This is a genomic window from Paenibacillus sp. NAIST15-1, from assembly GCF_001894745.1.
Lineage (GTDB): Bacteria > Bacillota > Bacilli > Paenibacillales > Paenibacillaceae > Paenibacillus_B > Paenibacillus_B suaedae.
The window spans coordinates 1-18,518 of the sequence record NZ_BBYF01000018.1; the positions used below are offsets into that span (position 1 = coordinate 1).

The window sequence follows — 18,518 nt, forward strand, 5'->3', positions numbered from 1 at the left end:
TCGGCACTACATTTTGATGCGCTCCATGCGTTTGCGCTGTAATGCTTTGTACTTGGCCTGTTGGCTGGAAGCTGTTCGGCACTACATTTTGATGCGCTCCATGCGTTTGCGCTGTAATGCTTTGCACTTGGCCTGTTGGCTGGAAGCTGTTCGGTACTACATTTTGGTGCGCTCCATGCGTTTGCGCTGTAATGCTCTGCACTTGGCCTGTCGGCTGGAAGCTGTTCGGTACGACGTTCTGTTGTGCACCATGTGTCTGTGAAGTGATGCTGCCTACATACCCGCTCGATTGAAAGTTGTTCGGTACTACATTTTGTTCAGACTGTTGTGAAGTATAGCTATGTAGGTATCCTGACGGTTGAGGATATGCACCTCTTGTCACATCAACGTTTAACGCTCCATAGCTTCCAGAACCCAAGTTGCTGCTCATACCATAGCCAGAAGAGATTCCCGTTCCATAGCTGGCACTATTGCTTGTATAAGATACCGGATTGGACGTTCCTTCGTTCACCTGCTGCACCAAATCCCGAAATTGTTGTTGACCTGGCTGGCGCAAGTACTCATTCGACATATGCCTATTCCTCCTATGCGATCGCATCTTATCCGTATGCCGCATTTATATTCACGGCGCACGATGTTAGTATGGATGAACAAGAGGAACAATTATGCATTTTACAGAAAAATTCAAACAGCTGATGAAACAAACATCAACCTCCTACTTTAGACTGGTTCATACGCTGACGGGAACTGTGATTGGAAGCCTCTACAGGAATGAGCTGACCGGCCTTGCCAAGTCCGAATGCAGGCATGTAGTTATAGACCGCTTCATACTGGCCAGGTTCAATCTGATACGTCTCATGGTAAACGCCAACCTCCCCGGCCTTGCCGGTCTGATGGAACTTGCGCCATGTTTCCTTATGGAACCCGTTTCTGGCATACCGCTCCAAGTCATCGTAGGAACGCCAGTACTGTACCAACATCGGACCACTTCGCCCAATAAAATATTCGGCATGCAGAAAGCCATGCTCCTTGTCTTGATACAGCTCCTTCATCATACGCGGCATGGCCCGTGCGACTGGCAGCCATTTGCGTACCGCAAGCCAACGATTCACTCTCATCCCGATAATAAAGACAACGAATGAGCCTTCCATCTTGGCCGCAAAGCGCCCCATATGGATCCCCATCTCTATCCCTCCCTATTTTGCTAGCACTTCTAAATGCTCCATATAACAGGCCATAATATCATCTCCGCGCATCATAAGATGGGCCGTTAAATAGGCTCCATAAAAAATGGTAAACAACATCTCCGTTATTTGCCCGACACTATAACGTTCTGCGGCTTCTCCTTTGGCGATCGCCTCTTCAGCAATTCGCTGCATGAGTACATAAAGATTTGGATCAATTGCGCGAGCCTGCTCCTCTTTCCCAGGGAAAAGCAGATGAATCTCTGCATCCGTCAACATCGGCATAGGTGGATGCATCTTCTCTTCTGCAAGCAGTCCCACAAGACGCAGCATGATGCCCGGCCGAGCATGGTCATCCTCAACAATGCAGGCGAATAAATGCTTGGCAGCATCCCAGCCCCGCAGCCCCAGTTCGTCGATTTCTAGCCAGCGCTTCGTCAACCACACGCACATGTAATAGACAAGCACATCTTCCTTTTTCGGGAAGCACTTAAAAAAGGTCACCTTCGACACTTCCACTTGCGCACATAGATCTTCCACTTTCATCTCACGAAAGGATTGCTTCACACTCATGTCCAAGCAAGCTTCATAAAGTGCTATTTTTGTCTTTGCCTTCTTCCGCTCTCTCAGCGGGATATTCAACATCCCCATTTTTATTTCCAATCCTTTCTTGCTGGCAATACATTAAATATACTTGAGTAATTAAATTAACTCAAGTAAACCTTTGTTGCCGAGTGTAAATTCCCCTCCGTTTGGACTCTGTGCCCTTTTTATGTACAATGAAGTGGAAAGTAACTATAGAAAAGGAGATAGATACGTGTTTGAATGGAAAAATATTATTCGCGGGATTCTGATTGGGGCAAGTGACCTGATTCCCGGAGTAAGTGGGGGTACAATTGCTGTTGTACTCGGATTCTATGAGAAACTGATCGCTTCAATCAGCGGGTTCTTCAGTCGGGAGTGGAAGAAACATCTAGGCTTCCTCATTCCGTTAGGCATCGGTGTCGGTTCAGCGATTTTGCTGCTTAGTAAAGTAATGAAGTGGCTATTGGCCGAGCATCCGCAGCCAACCTTTTTCTTTTTCCTTGGACTTATTGTTGGTATATTGCCATTTTTGTGGAGAGAAGCAGATGGATCGCGCAACTTCAAGCCTGTCCACTATATTCTGCTGCTGATTGGAGCCGCTGCCGTAGCGTGCACAGCGTTTTTCAAACCAGACGATCATAACTCGATTATTGAGCTTTCAGCATCCTCAGGGGTATTTTTATTTTTCGCTGGATGGCTGGGAAGCATGGCAATGATTCTGCCTGGCGTAAGCGGTTCATTCGTATTACTCCTGCTCGGCGCTTATCCGACGGCAATTCACGCCTTGTCAACACTGAACTTGCCGCTCATTGCCATTATTGGCGCCGGGGTAATCGTCGGATTCATTGTTAGCACAAAGTTCATCCGCTTCTTGCTTGCCAAGTTCCCATCAATCATGTATGCCATTATTATCGGCATGGTCGTTGGCTCCCTGGCCGTTGTTTATCCAGGACTGAACGGCTCAGTCGGTACACTTGCCATTAGCATCCTAATGATGATTCTCGGATTTGCTGCCGCCTATGGATTAGGGAAGCAGCAGCCGCAATGATAAAGCTTCGACTACAACATGATTGCTTATACGACAGCAAGGCACCTCATCTTATTATCAGAAGATAAGGTGCCTTGCTGTATGAATGCACGATATGATGTTCAAATGTTGTAGGTAAGGTGCCAATATTATACGTGCTATGCCTCTAACGGGCATCTGACAGCTGGTGATATTGATTATGCAGCGGACGCAGCTCAAGCCAGCGTTGGAAGGATAGACCTTCCTGCTGCTCCTCATAGAGCGGATGCTCCGCCTCGCCAAGATGGGCCTCTGGCAGCTTCGATGAGCCCTGGAATGTCAATTGCACAGGCAATGTCAATGTATCCGGGTAGCCTGGAATTGCAGATGATAGGCGTCCCTTCACGTGGCGCACCTTGCTGGATGCCGAATGCCGCACATGTTCAGGATTAATTTGAACCCATACATCCCAGCTCACTTGCCCTCTGCCATTGCGGAACGGAACTGTCAATCTGCTGTGTATATAGTAATATTCATCGTCCATGATGCATTCATCCGGCGTCAATTGACACCGTTCTTCCCGTTCCCACGGCTCAATCTCCGTTACATAGAATGGTGCTGTACAATCCGTGTACACACTCGCCACAGGAGCATCGCTTGGCTTCCTTAATCGTGTGCGATGCCTCCGGCGTTTTCCTAGCAATTCTGCTCTACTTTCTCTCTCTTCCATATCTCTCCACTCCCTCTACTTATTTTTTACGCAAAAATAGGGAAAATGAAAGAGGGAAATTGTGAACATTTCTCAACAAAATTCTACAAAGTACAACAAAAATGTTGTCTGTTTGTGTCGAATGATAAAAAAATGCGCCTTTATTCGATATTTCTCTTCTCTGTTTCAGCGGTAAATCAGATAGAAGTTGCAGATAGAATCTACGTGAAAGTCATTCGCATCCTAATGACAGCTCGTGGTCATGAATCTTCCCATAAAAAAACCTGCATGCGGCAGCTGCAGGTGGAAATGTAAAATATGATCCGTCGTTCCATCTTTATAGATTAACGATTAAGCAAGCTCCCTACATAGCGAAGCAATTCATTGGCGCAAACTGGGCAATACCCATGTTCCTCCATCAGTCTGGCTGAGACCTCATTAATGCGTTTCAACTGCGTTTCATCTGGCGTTTTCGTGGACGTCGTAATCTTGACGATATCCTTCAAGTCAGAGAACAGCTTCTTCTCTACCGCCTCACGCAATCGGTCATGGCTGTTGTAATCGAATTTGCGTCCCTTGCGTGAATACGAAGACAGCCGAATGAGGATCTCTTCCCGGAACGCCTTCTTCGCATTTTCCGACACGCCGATTTGTTCCTCAATTGAGCGCATAAGCCGCTCATCTGGATCCAGCTCCTCATCCGTAAGCGGGTCGCGTATCTTCTTCCAATTGCAGAATGCCTCAATATTGTCTAGATAATTCTCGAACAAGGTCTTCGCAGATTCTTCGAACGAATAGACAAATGCCTTCTGCACTTCCTTCTTCGCAAGGCTGTCATACTCTTTGCGAGCAATCGAGATATAGTTGAGATATCGTTCCCGTTCCTCCTTCGTAATCGAAGCATGCTGATCCAAGCCGTCCTTCAAGGCACGCAGTACATCTAATGCGTTAATGCATTGAAGATTCTGCTTTATAAGCGCACTTGATATCCGGTTAATAACATATCGAGGATCTACGCCTGACATCCCTTCCTCAGAAAATTCACTTTGCATTTCCTTCAGATCATTGTCCTTATAGCCTTCCACCTCTTCACCGTCGTACATCCGCATCTTCTTCACTAAATCCATGCCCTGCTTCTTGCTCTCCTTCAATCGGGTCAAGATGGAGAATATAGCAGCTGCCTTGAGCGCATGCGGTGCAATATGAACATGACCCATATCGCTCTGACTGATCAGCTTCGAATAGATGCGCTCTTCCTGCGACACCTTCAAGTTATACGGGATCGGCATGACAATCATACGGGATTGAAGCGCCTCATTCTTCTTGTTCGCGATGAAGCCTTTGTACTCCGCCTCATTGGTGTGAGCGATGATGAGCTCATCGGCCGAGATCAGCGCAAATCGTCCAGCCTTGAAATTCCCCTCCTGTGTGAGCGACAGCAGATTCCACAGGAACTTCTCATCGCACTTCAGCATCTCCTGGAATTCCATCAAGCCGCGGTTCGCCTTGTTCAGTTCCCCATCGAACCGATACGCGCGCGGATCAGACTCCGAACCAAACTCCGTTATCGTAGAGAAGTCAATGCTTCCCGTTAAGTCCGCAATATCCTGCGACTTCGGGTCCGATGGACTGAATGTCCCGATCCCAATTCGATTTTCCTCCGATACAAGCACTCGTTCCACCAGCACCTGCTCGATGTCGTTGTCATATTCCGTCTTCAATCGCAGTTGGCATGACGGGCAGAGATTTCCCTCAATGCGAACACCCAGCTCGCGCTCAACCTCAGGCCGAAGTTCATTCGGTATCAGGTGCAGCGGTTCTTCATGCATAGGACAGCCCTTGATTGCATATATAGCTCCCCGCTCGGTTCGGGAGAACTGCTCCATGCCCCGCTTCAGCATCGTGACCAGGGTTGATTTCCCTCCGCTCACAGGCCCCATCAATAGCAATATCCGCTTCCGCACATCAAGCCGCTTCGCAGCAGAGTGGAAATATTCTTCCACCAGCTTCTCAATGGCACGGTCAAGACCGAATATTTCCTTATCGAAAAACTTATATCTGGTCTGCCCGTTAACCTCTTCCACACCATACGACGCAATCATCTCATACACGCGCGCATGTGCCGTCATCGCCGGAGCGGGGTCACGACGCAGCAACTCGACATATTGTTTAAATGTTCCGGTCCAGGCCAATTGTTCACTTTCGGCACGATGTTCTGAAATCCGTTTGAATATGTCCATCCCTTTAAACCTCCATTGCTCCCGATTTGCAACACAGCCCTCCATCGCCGCTTTGCGTCTGTCTCACTTTAGAGAAAAAATTAGTGTACTACATAACTATGCGGAACAAGCCTGTGAATATCACGAAATTTTCTGCATATACAAGCCCAACCTTTGGTTCGATCATGAGCATGGTATAATGGGACGAAGAGTTATAGGAAAGAGGCCCGGAGAAATCATCACAAGATTTGTCCCCCTTTTTCATCGGGAAAGGAGTAACCGTTCGTATGGGCAAATCAACATCCCCTTCTACTCGAGCCAAAAAAACGAAACAATCTGCACGCTCACAGAGTGCATCGCCTGTCCGCTCGGATTCAATCGCAGCAGAGCGGGAGCAACAACAGGAGACGAAGGAGACGAGAGAGAAGCAAGTGGACTCGTCTAGAGTCATTCTTAAAGAATCAGAGCTGTACGCCCCAATTAAGACGTACTTTGAAGCGATTGGATATCATGTTCGGGGTGAGGTTCGCCATTGTGATATGGTTGCTATCCGCCCAGATGCGCCGGAAGCAGAGCCGATTATTATCGAATTGAAGTCTTCCTTCAACGTAACGCTGCTGCTTCAGGCGCTTGATCGGTTAAAGCTGTCGTCGACCGTATACGTTGCTGTAGCCAAAAAAAAAGCAACCCGCAGCAGCCATCCGGTATCCGGACTTCGACAATTATGCGAACGGCTCGGATTAGGATTTCTGCTCGTCACCTTCTATAAACGAAAGGCGCCATTTGTAGAGGCAATCTGTCATCCTCCTGGATGGGTAGAGCAAGCAGATCAAGCCGTATATAAGCCGAAGCCAGTCAGACCGTCCAAGACTAGAGCTGCAAGGCTTGTCCGTGAATTCCATGCGCGCAGCGGCGACTATAACGTAGGCGGCACGACGAAGCAGCCGCTCGTTACAGCCTATCGTGAGAAAGCGCTTCGAGTGGCTAATGTTCTGGAGGAGGGCCCGCTTCGAGCTGCAGTTGTTCGCAGCAGAGCTGGAGTTGGTGATGCGGCCAGCATTTTGCAGAAAAATTACTACGGGTGGTTCGAGCGCCAGAGCCGGGGGATTTATGCACTGACCTCCGAAGGGAAAGCGGCTATTGCACAGTATGCGAATATTCTTGCGCAGCTGCCAGGATTATCGCCTTAGTCCATTTTCGGATTTATTACCCAGATCGTTAGCCTTCTATCTGAGACCTGTCCAATGCAATCCACTTCTAACCCCATCCAGTTTCAAAAAAAAAAAGCAAGCAGCCCAGACAGGACTGCTTGCTTCTCATGATCTCTACATTTACGAACGTTTTGCGTACGATTGCTTACACACCAGAGTAACGGCCCAAGAATTCGGAGGCTGCCTCTGTCAGGCGCTCCATTCCGGTACGGATGACACTCGGCTGCGCAAACGAATAGTTAAGACGCATTGTGTTGCGATTTGGTTCACCTGCATAGAAGGACATGCCCGGAACGAATGCTACACCCTTCTCTACAGCAACCTTGAGCAATGCTTGGGCATCCAAGCCTTCAGGAAGCTCTACCCAGAAGAACATGCCGCCTTGAGGCGTATTCCACTTCGCGTCCTTCCACATCTCCTGCTGCAATTCGGAGGCCATCGTCTCCATTCGTTCTTTGTACACGGATGACAGCTTGCGAATATGTCCATCCAGATCAAATACTTCTGGCAAGAGCATCTCACTAAGGATCAACTGATCCAGAACACTGGAATGGAGATCCGCAGATTGCTTCGCGCGAGCCATCATGCGAATAACCTGCTTATCCGCAACGATCCAGCCTGTGCGCAGTCCCGGAGCAACTGTCTTACTGAACGTGCTCGTATAGGCTACAATTCGCTCCTCTGTTTTCCCTTCCAAGGAAGCGATATTCGGTACCTTGTTATCTGTAAACTTCAAATCTCCGTATGGATCATCCTCAAATATAAGAACTTCATGCTCGCGGCATAGATCCAGCAACGCTTGTCTGCGCTCCAGGCTCCATACTCGCCCTGTCGGATTGCTGAACGTTGGTACTACATACACAAATTTCGGATTATGTTCTTTCAGCTTAGCGGCCAAATCTTCCGGAACCATACCGTTGCTGTCGCTCTCCACCGGAATGATGCGGGCGCTGTAGGAACCAAGCACTTGCAGGCAAGCAAGATAAGTTGGATTCTCCACGAGGACAACATCACCTGGATCCAGCAATGCTCTTGCGTACAAGTCAATCGCTTGCTGAGAGCCTGATGTAACTAGAATCTCATCTGCTTCCGATTCAATGCCGCGATTGGTTTGCATACGAGCAGCCAGTCTCTCACGCAGCACAACGGCACCTTCTGTCAATCCGTATTGCAAGGCTTGCGGGCCTTGACGGAATACACGCTCAGAAGCTTCACGAATCGCATCAATTGGGAACAGTTCGTCTGCCGGTAATCCTCCAGCGAAAGAGATTATCGACTTGCCCTGTGTTAATTTCAAAATATCGCGCACTACCGAGCTCTCTACAGAGCGAACGCGAGCAGAAAAATTATATTGCATAACGGTATCATCCCTTCCTATTTCCAAAAATGATACACCCAACGCTTTATTAATGCAATGGTGAGTATGATTTGCAGTCATCACAATCTTGTCACATGTAAGCGCATCCGGCATCATAAATACATGATATAGAAATTGTGCGCAAAGTTTAAAGCCCCTTCATTGTTGGGTGCAATACTACTACTATTTTATGTCTTATCGAAGGTAACTACTATACCCAATACATATTAATAATCGATCAAGGTACAACTAGCTCTCGTTATCGTCCAAAAAAGGAGCACCCTGTCACCGAAGCTGGTGATGAGACGCTCCTTTTTCATATCAATCATTATGAAATTAACCTTAACTACCCGCTATGCGCGTGGCTCTCCTCCGCGAATCAGTCCATTCATCATGCGGAATGGAATCGAAATAATAATGCAGACGCCTTCTCCTGGTGAAGCATCCCACGTCATACTGCCATTCAACAGAAGAACACGGGCACGGAGGAGCTTCAGTCCCTTCACCTTCGCACGTTCATTGAACACAGCTGCTGCTTCAAAACCAACTCCATCATCTTCATATAGAATGACAATTTGCCCTTCATCCTTACGTACTTGAAGGTCAATATTTTTGGCATAAGCATGCTGGGCAGAATTATGCAGAAGCTCCTGCACCATACGGAATACATGCAGCTTCATAGCCGGATACAGTGCATCAATCCCAGCTTCCTGATCCACTTGGAAATGAACGCGCTCACTCCACTCTCCGCATTCCCCTTCAATATATTGCCGAACCGCATTAGCGAAGCCCGCCGTGTGCATAAGCTGCGGATCAAGCCCCAGACAGGTATGCCGCAGTTCCATATTCACGTCTGTCAACTGCTTCTCTACTTGAGCTAGCTGCTCCCGAACAGCGGTCGCTTCCGTGTTAGCGTGAATGGCATCAAGCTGCATGCCAACATCATGCAAGCGCCGCATAACCGTATGCTGCAGCATGTTGGACAGTTTTCCTTTGTCCTTCTCCATAGAGCCGAACATTTTCTCAATCACCCACGGCCCTGTTGTTAAGGATTGCAAGGTTACAGGCTTCCGTTCGGTTTCCCGTTTCAGCTGCTCTACTTGCGTATTCAGCAAATGAATCATCATCACTTTCTTCATGCCGATATTCATATAGCGGATTAACTGACGTATCCATTCTTGTTCCTCCATGTTCAGCTCAGTTCCATCTTCACGATGTGCGACTACCAAATACGCAATGTACACATCATGCCGTTCAACCTCGAACCAATAAGCCGACTCGGAATAGAATTGACCCGAACGAACTCGCCGCTCCACATCTGTTGCATCGAGTCCACCATCAATATAGAGCTCGATATCATTATGCGGGTTTTTGATCACAAGTGCTGCCCCCCGAACCTTCAAGGTCTTAATGAGGGAGTAGAGGATCGCCTTGCTCCATTCCTGCATCGTATCTAGTGCAGTTAATTGAGCCGTAATCAGCTGCAGCGACTCCTTCAGCCGCTGATTGCTCGGATAAATTGCTGTTGAAAGCTTCCGATTGAAGTATGGGAAGCTGTACAGCAGAACGGACAATAAGATAACGATAAAGCCAAAGCTGAATATATGCTGCACGATCGTATGAGATTCAACGAAGATGATCGCATTCAATCCAACAAGGAGCGCCCCCGGAACCATGGCGATAAGAACAAGCGACACGACCCGCTTAATGACAATTTCAAAGTCAGACAATTTATGGAAGCGATTCAAATACACAAAGCTTAATGGCAGCAGCAATGTGAACCACCCCGTCAATAGCGGCGGTACAAGCGGATCCTGACGGAATATCATTGGAACATAGGTCAATAACAGGATTGGTGTAAATGCAATCCCCATCCATATCCACACATAACGAATGACAGATGCGATATGAGGGGAGCTTAACCGATTGCGATAATAAGTGGATGCGATCCAATAGAAATTGTAGGCCACCCCGCTCACAAAGAGCCAATCGGCTACGATATTGTCAATTTGGTACACATCGTACACATAATCGGTCATTAGAAGCGTTGTTTTTAACACAAAGTATAAGCCAACGATTCCATAGAACACGTGAATGCCGCGCCGTGAATATGCGATACCCGCTTTCTCATAGAAAAATTGTGCGATGAAATGCAGCAGAACGATCGGTATTAAGGCTACGGCGCACCAAATAATAATCTGACCAAGTATATCTCCCCGGAATGTAGCTCCCATGCTCATATAGATAATGACCATTATAAGCAGCAAGCATGACAGCATTCTCATGGACAAGCTGGAACGTTCCTTCCACCATATGTATCCTGCAAGTACAATGAAGATAAACTCACTCGCAAACGGCAGCACTCCAGAAAACGGATGACGAGGTTCGTACGCTATATCGATAAGCCTGCTATGTCCAGAGTGATCAATAACGATATATTCCGCTTGTTCAATCGTGTGCCATCGTCGGACGGTTGGATGTTCATTTGGCGGGTTGCCGTTAATGCTAATGATCCGGTCACCAACCTGCAGGTGGTGTCTTGTCGCGAATGCCTCTTTTGAGAATTCGGCGATTGTCCATACCCCTTGCTCTACCTGCACACGAATCCCTAAATAAGGATACCGAACCGTTACAAATACGAACCAACACTGCAATACGAGTAATACTAATAACCCTATTTTTGTAATCGTTTTCAAATTTTTCGATTTTATTCCTTTTTTCTCCATCTCTCTTCTTTACCCCTGACAGAAGAATCATTTATCGACAAATTTCATCACAAACCTTTCTTTATTCTAACGAACGCTTCCTGTAACTTCAATGCAAGATTTGTATGAATTTTGCATCTCTTCCCCCAATAATGATAGAATTCATGCTAGAATGGGTAATGTTTTTACGTTACCATTCGACTTCTTTCGAGGTGATTCAATTGCAACCAACAGCACAGACGGAACGCGACACGGCACGTCGCTCCCGAACGAAGACGAGCGGAGCTAGCGCCAAATGGTTTCTCCTCTTCTGGGTCATTATGATCGGTATTGGAGTAACGGCTACCTACTTCTACAGCACCCATATGAAGAAAACAATGCTTCAGGAAATTCAAGTGCAAACCGAGGCCCAACTGCAGCAAGTCAAATTAGACTACGAAAAGCAGCTCGGCGAGTTAAATAAGAAGATGGATGCCATGCAAAGCAAAGTTCAATCGTTCAATGAACTACTTACGTTTACAAAGGATAATACTTCGAACAAAACAGACAACAGCAACAAGCTGTATACACAATTGAACGAAGTGAAGAAGCAGCTTGCGGAGCTGCAGAAGAAGATGGATTTGTTGAAATAACAAGCGAGGCGGTTTTTATGAAATTGCAAGTAAAAGTGGTCAATCGGCTATTCATGATGATCACTGCACCTTTTCTTGGCATGATGATCTGGATGCTGATCTCTTCGCAGAGCGTGTCGCTTCAATTCGATAACAAGCCGCTTGCTGAGCCAGCAGCATTCAATAAGACGCAGGCTCAAGTATCCACTCAATTGGATAAAGCAAAGGAGACGGCCGTCTATACAATCGAATCCGTACGACGTATCTCTACCTTGTATAATCGGACGACCACAACGATGAATGACATCGTTCAATCGGCGAACAGCCAAGCGAAGCGGCCAGAGCGTATCTATGATCGCCGGATATCATCGCGGCTCGGCACACCGAAGGAGCGCATCGACAGCGAGAAGCTGCGCGCGGAATTATACACAATCAATCAGCCCACTTATCGTGGATATGCGATGAAGGTCAAATTGAAGGATCCGCAGGCAATGCGAATGACACTTGGCCGCGACGAGTACGGCGGATCAGAGACGACAATGCAAGCTGTGAAGCGGCATAATGCCGTTGCTGGCATTAACGCTGGCGGCTATGCAGAGAACAGAGGCAAACGCTATCCACTTGGAACGACCGTGGTGAATGGCAAATACGTCCCTTCATTCGAGCCAAGCTTCAAGAATCTGTCCTTCGTCGGCATGGACATCAATTCCCGCTTGATCGGCGGACAGTTCTATCAGAAGGAAGAGCTGGACAAGCTTAAGCCTGAATATGGAGCAACCTTCGTCCCTGTTCTATTAAAGAATGGTGCGAGTCTTACGATCCCTGATAAATGGAAGACGTCACCCGCGAGGGCGCCCCGTACCGTTATCGGCAATTACAAGGATGATCAGCTGCTCATCTTAGTTGTAGACGGCTATAACGAAGGCGGCAGCTCCGGTGCTACGTTGGAGGAACTGCAGCGCAAGCTGGCGAATCTCGGCGTAAGAGATGCATACAACCTGGATGGTGGAGGCTCATCGACGCTTGTATTCAATGGACGAGTTGTCAACACACCATCTGATGGCGAGATGCGATCTCTTCCTACTCATTTCTTGTTCTTCAAATGACAACTTACGGAACAACCTGCATTTCATATTTTCATTTTGGTATGTTTTGGGTATAATAAAGGCATCCATTGGGGGTGTGCATATCATGTCCGTAACTTTTGGGATCATTATGCTCGTATTCGCAATGTTCATCGTAGCTATGTTAACAGCTGGCTACAATGAGGATAAGACGAGCGGCTTGTAAGAAGAAGGAGCTTTCCGATTGCGGAAGGCTTCTTTTTTATGCTTCCATTTCTAAATATGGATACATCCGGTTGGATTGACACCCGTTACCTAACTTGATACGATAAGAATAACGAGGCATTTCGCCCCACTGGGGCGAGATGCCTTCGTGCATATTTATAGGATTTTACATTTAATGGTCTACTGTGAGGAAAGGACTGATGCAATGATCCAGGTAAGAGAGTTTGTAGACGTAGGCTCAGTGACAGCGGAGCAGAAGGCAAATGAGTTTTTGGCAACGCTGCAGGAAGAGCAAGTTATTGAGATTAAATACTCGGCAGGTTATCGCCCAAATCGCGAAATCTCCGAGCAAAGAAGCTGTATATTGGTCATCTATCGGACAGCTAGTGTTCCTGCTGGGAAGCATGAGCCATAGCTGCGATACACCGAACATTTGAAAAGGAGAGGTTTGTCATGATGCAGCATTTTCAGGCAGTAACAAGAAACAGCGAGGATCGAGGAACACTGCGGCAGCTTCGCAAGGATGGACGGCTGCCTTGTGTCCTGCTGCACAAGGGAACGAGCGTGAATCTTCACTTGGATGTGAAGAAGTTCTCCATGTGGGTCAGAGATACGACTTGCAGCCAATTGGAACTCAGCTTAGACGGGGCAGATTCGATTACGGCTACCGTCAAGGAGATTCAGCGTCATCCTGTTACGAATGACATTGTGCATGCTGACTTACTGCGTGTGTAATTCCCCTGCATTTCCTTCAAGCACTACTACAAGTATAATCATACAGCCAAGGTCGGAGAATCTCTTCTCCCCTTGGCTAATTTTATTTATAGCTCCACAAATTAAAAAGAAGCATCACCGAGTGTGATGCTTCGCCTCTTGTTTCTCTTTATCGAGCCAAATGAGTCATTTCATGCATACATTGTGCGCATATGTATCGATCCTTGAAATCTGCTACCCCATCCATTGAGCCACAAAATACACATTTCGGACGGTAGCGCTCTAGAATAATATGATCTCCTTGAACCAAAATTTCAACAGGATCCCCCTCGTTCATCTGGTAGCGCTTCCTCAGTGATTTGGGAAGTACGATACGTCCCAGCTGATCGACTTTACGGACAACACCGGCAGGTTTCATCAGTTCCACCTCTCTTGAATATTCTCTTCTCTCATGTTTACCCTCGAAACTACTGCCCCTACTACTTCGATGTCTCGATCCAAAATCCTGCTGAAATTTGTCAATTCAATTCGTTTTTATTCAAATCTTGTAATAAGGTGCAATTACCGCAAATTAAAGAAGTCTACTTGACGCAGCGCTTCATATACGACAATTGCCGCCGCATTAGACAAGTTGAGTGACCGAACCTTATCCGTCATTGGCATGCGCATGCAAGTCTCTGGATTCGCATGAATGATCTCCTCAGGGAGACCTTTTGTCTCCTTGCCGAATACGAAGAAGTCCCCATCCTGGAACGAGAAGTCACTGTAGCAGTTGTCTGCTTTCTTCGTCGAGTAGAAGAAGCGGCCATCCTTGTATTTCTCTTGAAGTTCCTGGAACGAATCATAGTAATGAATCGTTACTGCATACCAATAATCGAGACCTGCACGCTTCAAGGTCGCATCGTCCGTTCGGAACCCGAGTGGACGAACCAAGTGAAGATGAGTCCCTGTCGCTGCGCAAGTGCGCGCAATATTTCCTGTATTAGCTGGTATTTCTGGTTCAACTAGAACGATGTTGAAAGCCATCTGTGTTCACCTCACATATTTCATTGTTATATTATACACCAATTAAGCAAGCCTATTGATTTCCGTGCGCAGCAAGTAAATCGAACTTTTTACGCAATGTTCATAAAAGTAAGTTTGACATTGGATTTTGCATGAATTATTATTGTTCTACAATTGAACGATTCGACTATTGAACGATTCGATTATAAAACCATTTAAAATCATAAGGGAGCTATTGTTGTGAATCGAGATGCCAAAACCCTCATCGAACGGTATATCACCGCAGAATTTACTGTTATGAAGCATTTATTTAACGAGATCGGAGAAGCAATCCCCAATCATCTAACCATCGATCAATACCAGATTATGTGCGTACTTCAGCAGCGAGGGCAGTGCACTTCCACCGATCTGGCCGTCGTATTCAAGGTCGTCAAGAGCTCCATTACCGCCATTATTAATAGACTTGTCGATCACGGTTACGTAGAACGCACGCCTGCTGAGGAGGATCGGCGCGTTATCGAGCTGTCCTTAACCGAGGAAGGGCACAAGGTCTATGAGCAAGTGGATAAGCAGGTACAGGATATTGTCTCCTCTTATCTGATTCATTTCAATGAAGCGGAAGTCGAAACCTTCATCGGGACGTACGAGAAGCTCGCCCGCTTGATGACAGAAGGGAAGAATCAAACATGAGAACGATACTAAAAGCAAGATGGGCCGTCATGACGGCCTGGATGGCAGTTGCTGTTATTCTTGCCATAGCAGCACCGTCGCTATCTGAGCTTGTGAAGGAGCATGGTACGATTGGTGTACCTGACGGCTACTCCTCTGCAGAAGCGATCCGCATCATGGATGAAGTGTCCAATGCGAAAGGCAATGCACATGAAACGAGTCTGGCACTGGTCTTCCATAATCCAAATGGATTGACGGATAAGGATACCAAAGATATTCAGCGTGCTATTCAGCAGCTCAATCAGAACAAAAACAGCCTTCATATCGTCTCCATGCTCGAACCCTACGGACAGTCTGAATTGAAGGATAAATTAATTTCCAAAGACAACAAAACCGTACTCACCTCCCTGTCAGTTAGTACCGAGACAGCGAATCCGGTAGAGATTCGTGATCAAATCAATAAAGAACTTGCTTCTACTTCTGTTGAACACTACATTACCGGTCGCAAGCTGATTGAAAATGACCAACTCATCAGCTCACAAGAAGGTTTGAAGAAATCGGAACTGATTACCGTTGTATTCATTCTAGCCATCCTATTTTTCGTCTTCCGCTCGATCGTCGCAGCCTTCATTCCGCTGTTAACAGTCGGTCTGAGCTATATCATTTCACAATCCATTGTCGCATTTCTTGTCGAAAGCACCCAATTCCCGTTATCGACGTTCACGCAAATCTTTATGGTGGCTGTCTTATTCGGAATTGGAACGGATTACTGCATCCTGCTCCTCAGTCGGTACAAGGAAGAGCTCGCTAAGCACGACGACCTATGGGATGCGATTGCCGCTACGTACCGTACTGCCGGCAAAACAGTCCTCTTCTCTGGAATCGCCGTTCTTGTCGGTTTTTCCGTGATTGGATTTTCCGAATTCAATTTGTATCGTTCTGCTGTTGCAGTTGCCATTGGAATTGCGATTATGCTGCTCGCATTAGTAACGGTCGTGCCGTTCTTCATGGCCGTGCTCGGCAAGAAGCTGTTCTGGCCGGCGAAGAAATCGATCGACCATAAAGAGAGCCGCTCGTGGGGCGCCATTGGCTCATTCTCACTGCGCCGACCGCTGGCAGCAATGCTCGTGGTTGCAGCTGTCACTGTTCCGTTCCTATTTTCCTATAAGGGTGAAGTATCGTTTAACAGCTTGGAGGAAATCGGAGATAAATACGATTCCGTCAAAGCCTTCAACATTATTGCAGACAGCTTCGAGCCTGGCGAATCCATGCCGACCCAGGTCGTCATCAAGAGCTCTTCCCCGCTTCAGGTGGGCGAATATATGGCCGTAGCCGAGAAAATGAGCCGTGAGCTGATTAAGGTAGATGGCGTATCGGGCGTTCGCAGCCTTAGCCGACCTGCTGGCGATGAAATCAAGGACTTCCAAATTACCGAACAGGTCAAGACACTTGACAGCGGCCTATCCAAGGGAAATGACGGATTATCCAAAATTAAAGATGGATTGTCCGAGGCAAGCAACGAATTAAGCAAAAACGAGCCTAAGCTCAAAGAGGCAGCTAGCGGAGCAGCACAGCTCACCGCGGGAACCGAAGAACTGAAATCCGGAATCAAGCAGCTGAATGACGGACTTGGCCGCATTGAATCCGGCATTCGCGATGGTTCTGCCGGTGCCGGCCAACTGCAGCAAGGTCTGAAGCAGGCCAAGGAGAGTGCGCAAAAGCTGGCCCAAGCTCATCAGAAGCTGCTCGATACCTATAAGCAGATTGGGCAAGGTCTTACTGAAATAACAAGCGGCGTTGGCCAAATGAATACACAGTTCAGCGAATTGACCAAGTCGCTGCAATCGTTAACGGGCCGATTCGCAAGCTTGGAGGAACGCTTCCCAGATTTGTTGAAAGACGCTGATTATATGACAATTCGCGGCACCGTAACCGCTGCTGGGCAAGGGGCAGCCCAATTATCCGGCGCTCTTGGACAGATGCAATCTACATTAGCGAAAGTAAACGGAGGCATGGCTCAGGCGAACCAAGGCTACGAGCAAGCCATTACCGGCCAGAAGGCGCTGGCATCAGGGTTCGATCAGCTCATTGCAGGCATCTCGCAGCTAGAGTCGGGTCTGAAGCAGGCAGCCAATGGCCAAGGCCAAATCATTAGTAAAGTCCCTGGCATTATAACAGGACTTGATAAACTTCAAGCTGGCCAAAAACAGATCGGAGACGGCTTCTCGCAATTATCTGATCAGATTGGCAAGCTGAAGACCGGCTTGAAGGATGGAGCCGATGGATTGACGCAAGTATCGGATGGGCTCAACTCTGCTCAGGGATATTTGCAAAATGTAAGTACAGCGCCGGATAAAGAGCTTGGCGGCTGGTTCGTTCCTGATGAAGTATTAACGAATGACGCCTTCCGCAAGGCGCTCGATATGTACTTATCCGAGGATCGCAGTGTAATGACCTTGGACGTCATCTTTGCTGATAATCCATATGGAACCCCGGCTATCGATCGGATCGACGCTGTGAAGGCAGCTGTGGATCGCAGTGTGAAGGGAACTTCCTTGGAAAAGGCGACGCTCGCAGTTGGCGGTGTATCAAGCACGTTTGCCGACTTGAAGCAAATGTCTGGTGAAGATTATATGAGAACCGTAACGTACATGATCATCGGCATATTGCTCATCCTGATTGTCCTGTTCCGATCCATCATTATGCCGCTGTATATCGTAGCATCCTTGCTGCTTACCTTCTTCACTTCGATGGGAATTACGGAAGTGATCTTTACGAAGATGCTGGATTACTCCGGCGTTACATGGGCAGCTCCATTCTTCGGCTTCGTTATGCTGATGGCACTTGGCGTCGATTACAGCATCTTCTTGATGGAGCGCTTCAATGAGAATAAGCATCTGGATGTGAAGGATGCAATCCTATATGCGATGAAAAATATGGGGACGGTTATAATTTCCGCCGTAATCATCTTAGGAGGAACATTTGCTTCCTTCTATCCATCAGGCGTACTGTCCATGATGCAAATTGCAACCGTCGTATTATCCGGACTTACTCTGTATACATTCCTCATCCTGCCGTTCTTCGTACCCGTCATGGTCAAGACGTTCGGTTCTGCCAACTGGTGGCCGTTCTTCCATAAGCAGCAGGACGAGAAAGCGAAGCGGCAAGTTAGTGCCTAAACTGCTTTTCTGCGTCATGTGAGTATTAATCTATTGAATATCCATTGATCACATGAAATACATCCGCAATGTTGA

17 protein-coding genes are annotated in these 18,518 nt (G+C 47.4%); 8 read left to right on the forward strand and 9 right to left on the reverse strand.

The genetic code is table 11. The features are described from left to right. The 3 genes from PBN151_RS25130 to PBN151_RS25140 all read right to left on the reverse strand — a co-directional run. A partial coding sequence (locus PBN151_RS25130; protein ID WP_227775072.1) for a hypothetical protein occupies window positions 1-571 on the reverse strand: 571 nt, incomplete at its 3' end. Between the two features lie 136 nt (window positions 572-707). Then, the gene (locus PBN151_RS25135) at window positions 708-1,184 is read right to left on the reverse strand and encodes a DUF4188 domain-containing protein (RefSeq protein WP_072731301.1); all 477 of its coding nucleotides are present in this window, start codon (window positions 1,182-1,184) and stop codon (window positions 708-710) included. Window positions 1,185-1,196: 12 nt separating this feature from the next. Continuing rightward, on the reverse strand, window positions 1,197-1,835 hold the full coding sequence (locus tag PBN151_RS25140) for a TetR/AcrR family transcriptional regulator (RefSeq protein ID WP_083545324.1): 639 nt from the start codon (window positions 1,833-1,835) through the stop codon (window positions 1,197-1,199). A gap of 121 nt (window positions 1,836-1,956) precedes the next feature. Here PBN151_RS25140 and PBN151_RS25145 point away from each other — a divergent pair, with 121 nt between their 5' ends. After that, window positions 1,957-2,817, forward strand: a complete 861-nt coding sequence (locus PBN151_RS25145; protein ID WP_072731302.1) for a DUF368 domain-containing protein — start codon at window positions 1,957-1,959, stop codon at window positions 2,815-2,817. A gap of 145 nt (window positions 2,818-2,962) precedes the next feature. Here the strand turns inward: PBN151_RS25145 and PBN151_RS25150 are convergent, their stop codons facing one another. Both PBN151_RS25150 and PBN151_RS25155 read right to left on the reverse strand, forming a co-directional pair. Next, a complete protein-coding gene (locus PBN151_RS25150) occupies window positions 2,963-3,505 on the reverse strand; it encodes a DUF2199 domain-containing protein (protein ID WP_028531910.1) in 543 nt (180 codons plus the stop codon). A 323-nt stretch (window positions 3,506-3,828) separates the two neighbouring features. Then, the gene (locus PBN151_RS25155) at window positions 3,829-5,724 is read right to left on the reverse strand and encodes a PrkA family serine protein kinase (protein ID WP_065293384.1); all 1,896 of its coding nucleotides are present in this window, start codon (window positions 5,722-5,724) and stop codon (window positions 3,829-3,831) included. A 266-nt stretch (window positions 5,725-5,990) separates the two neighbouring features. Between PBN151_RS25155 and PBN151_RS25160 the strand changes: the two genes are divergently transcribed. Further along, on the forward strand, window positions 5,991-6,893 hold the full coding sequence (locus PBN151_RS25160; protein WP_083545325.1) for a DUF2161 family putative PD-(D/E)XK-type phosphodiesterase: 903 nt from the start codon (window positions 5,991-5,993) through the stop codon (window positions 6,891-6,893). 166 nt (window positions 6,894-7,059) lie between these two features. On the opposite strand, the gene PBN151_RS25165 is transcribed toward PBN151_RS25160, so the two are convergent. Together PBN151_RS25165 and PBN151_RS25170 are read right to left on the reverse strand one after the other, a co-directional pair. Beyond that, window positions 7,060-8,271 carry an aminotransferase-like domain-containing protein gene (locus tag PBN151_RS25165; RefSeq protein ID WP_072731303.1) on the reverse strand — a complete coding sequence of 404 codons (1,212 nt, stop codon included), beginning with the start codon at window positions 8,269-8,271 and terminating at the stop codon, window positions 7,060-7,062. A 353-nt stretch (window positions 8,272-8,624) separates the two neighbouring features. After that, window positions 8,625-10,967, reverse strand: a complete 2,343-nt coding sequence (locus PBN151_RS25170; RefSeq protein ID WP_227775074.1) for a sensor histidine kinase — start codon at window positions 10,965-10,967, stop codon at window positions 8,625-8,627. Window positions 10,968-11,197: 230 nt separating this feature from the next. Here PBN151_RS25170 and PBN151_RS25175 point away from each other — a divergent pair, with 230 nt between their 5' ends. The 4 genes from PBN151_RS25175 (at window position 11,198) to PBN151_RS25190 (ending at window position 13,611) form a co-directional block, all read left to right on the forward strand. Then, window positions 11,198-11,608, forward strand: a complete 411-nt coding sequence (locus tag PBN151_RS25175; RefSeq protein ID WP_021252577.1) for a hypothetical protein — start codon at window positions 11,198-11,200, stop codon at window positions 11,606-11,608. 17 nt (window positions 11,609-11,625) lie between these two features. Next, the gene (locus PBN151_RS25180; protein WP_072731306.1) at window positions 11,626-12,693 is read left to right on the forward strand and encodes a phosphodiester glycosidase family protein; all 1,068 of its coding nucleotides are present in this window, start codon (window positions 11,626-11,628) and stop codon (window positions 12,691-12,693) included. A gap of 388 nt (window positions 12,694-13,081) precedes the next feature. Beyond that, window positions 13,082-13,291, forward strand: a complete 210-nt coding sequence (locus tag PBN151_RS25185; RefSeq protein ID WP_021252579.1) for a sporulation protein Cse60 — start codon at window positions 13,082-13,084, stop codon at window positions 13,289-13,291. A 38-nt stretch (window positions 13,292-13,329) separates the two neighbouring features. Then, the gene (locus tag PBN151_RS25190) at window positions 13,330-13,611 is read left to right on the forward strand and encodes a 50S ribosomal protein L25 (RefSeq protein ID WP_072731307.1); all 282 of its coding nucleotides are present in this window, start codon (window positions 13,330-13,332) and stop codon (window positions 13,609-13,611) included. A 148-nt stretch (window positions 13,612-13,759) separates the two neighbouring features. On the opposite strand, the gene PBN151_RS25195 is transcribed toward PBN151_RS25190, so the two are convergent. Together PBN151_RS25195 and trmL are read right to left on the reverse strand one after the other, a co-directional pair. Further along, window positions 13,760-14,008 (reverse strand): AbrB/MazE/SpoVT family DNA-binding domain-containing protein, encoded by a 249-nt coding sequence (locus tag PBN151_RS25195; RefSeq protein WP_021261526.1) that lies wholly within the window; start codon window positions 14,006-14,008, stop codon window positions 13,760-13,762. A gap of 143 nt (window positions 14,009-14,151) precedes the next feature. Continuing rightward, complete coding sequence (gene trmL / locus PBN151_RS25200; RefSeq protein ID WP_021261527.1) at window positions 14,152-14,616, reverse strand: tRNA (uridine(34)/cytosine(34)/5-carboxymethylaminomethyluridine(34)-2'-O)-methyltransferase TrmL; 465 nt, start codon at window positions 14,614-14,616, stop codon at window positions 14,152-14,154. 219 nt (window positions 14,617-14,835) lie between these two features. On the opposite strand from trmL, the gene PBN151_RS25205 reads away from it, so the two are divergent. Together PBN151_RS25205 and PBN151_RS25210 are read left to right on the forward strand one after the other, a co-directional pair. Further along, a complete protein-coding gene (locus PBN151_RS25205) occupies window positions 14,836-15,285 on the forward strand; it encodes a MarR family winged helix-turn-helix transcriptional regulator (RefSeq protein ID WP_072731309.1) in 450 nt (149 codons plus the stop codon). Continuing rightward, window positions 15,282-18,443 (forward strand): MMPL/RND family transporter, encoded by a 3,162-nt coding sequence (locus tag PBN151_RS25210; RefSeq protein WP_072731310.1) that lies wholly within the window; start codon window positions 15,282-15,284, stop codon window positions 18,441-18,443. The genes PBN151_RS25205 and PBN151_RS25210 overlap by 4 nt, the downstream gene beginning before the upstream one ends. Window positions 18,444-18,518: the final 75 nt, after the last annotated feature.

Excerpts from the sequence above, each read along its gene's own strand:
- PBN151_RS25135 (WP_072731301.1), bottom strand. The coding sequence starts at position 1,184 with ATGGGGATCCATATGGGGCGCTTTGCGGCCAAGATGGAAGGCTCATTC.
- PBN151_RS25140 (WP_083545324.1), bottom strand. The coding sequence starts at position 1,835 with ATGGGGATGTTGAATATCCCGCTGAGAGAGCGGAAGAAGGCAAAGACA.
- PBN151_RS25145 (WP_072731302.1), top strand. The coding sequence starts at position 1,957 with ATGTACAATGAAGTGGAAAGTAACTATAGAAAAGGAGATAGATACGTG.
- PBN151_RS25150 (WP_028531910.1), bottom strand. The coding sequence starts at position 3,505 with ATGGAAGAGAGAGAAAGTAGAGCAGAATTGCTAGGAAAACGCCGGAGG.
- PBN151_RS25155 (WP_065293384.1), bottom strand. The coding sequence starts at position 5,724 with ATGGACATATTCAAACGGATTTCAGAACATCGTGCCGAAAGTGAACAA.
- PBN151_RS25160 (WP_083545325.1), top strand. The coding sequence starts at position 5,991 with ATGGGCAAATCAACATCCCCTTCTACTCGAGCCAAAAAAACGAAACAA.
- PBN151_RS25165 (WP_072731303.1), bottom strand. The coding sequence starts at position 8,271 with ATGCAATATAATTTTTCTGCTCGCGTTCGCTCTGTAGAGAGCTCGGTA.
- PBN151_RS25180 (WP_072731306.1), top strand. The coding sequence starts at position 11,626 with ATGAAATTGCAAGTAAAAGTGGTCAATCGGCTATTCATGATGATCACT.
- PBN151_RS25185 (WP_021252579.1), top strand. The coding sequence starts at position 13,082 with ATGATCCAGGTAAGAGAGTTTGTAGACGTAGGCTCAGTGACAGCGGAG.
- PBN151_RS25190 (WP_072731307.1), top strand. The coding sequence starts at position 13,330 with ATGATGCAGCATTTTCAGGCAGTAACAAGAAACAGCGAGGATCGAGGA.
- PBN151_RS25195 (WP_021261526.1), bottom strand. The coding sequence starts at position 14,008 with ATGAAACCTGCCGGTGTTGTCCGTAAAGTCGATCAGCTGGGACGTATC.
- trmL (WP_021261527.1), bottom strand. The coding sequence starts at position 14,616 with ATGGCTTTCAACATCGTTCTAGTTGAACCAGAAATACCAGCTAATACA.
- PBN151_RS25210 (WP_072731310.1), top strand. The coding sequence starts at position 15,282 with ATGAGAACGATACTAAAAGCAAGATGGGCCGTCATGACGGCCTGGATG.